Genomic DNA, 542 nt, shown 5'->3' with positions numbered 1-542 from the left:
CTAGTGGGTAGTTTAACTGGGACGGTTTCCTCCAATAAAGTATCGGAGGACCTCGAAGGTATGCTGATGTTAGATGGAAGCTAACGTGTCATGAGGACACACAAAAGCCCATAGGTATATGCATGCTTGACTGCAAGACCGATAAGTCGAAGCAGATACTTAAGTAGGACTAAGTGATCCGCTAGTGCTATATGGATAGGCTAGCGCTCAAGAGATAAAAGTTACGCTAGGGATAACAGGGTTATAGCGCACGAGAGTTCATATTGGCGGCGCTGTTTGCCACCTCGATTACATATTTGAGTTTAGTCGAGACATAAATCAGGTGAATTGCAAGAAACTCTTAGGAAACTGAGACAATTTGCAGCCAAGTTCAGTCGAGTATTAATAAGACTGAAAAGGTTCAACGACTAGAAGGTGAGTAATACTAACAATAATCCTTCCAAGAGCGCCTGACAATTACTAAAAAGTACATTTATTGTTTTTAGCAATAAATACATATAGACTCTACTACAATTAGTAGTATTGAGTACCTCTGATAATAC

At 40.0% G+C, this 542-nt stretch carries 1 rRNA gene; it reads left to right on the top strand.

Annotation, left to right across the window (positions count from 1 at the left end):
- A 23S ribosomal RNA gene (locus ACYVJ0_RS13810) occupies positions 1 to 318 on the top strand; the annotation flags it as partial.
- Positions 319 to 542: the final 224 nt, after the last annotated feature.

It is taken from the genome of Microbacterium petrolearium (genome assembly GCF_054782875.1).
This window is presented reverse-complemented; position numbering and strand designations above follow the sequence as displayed.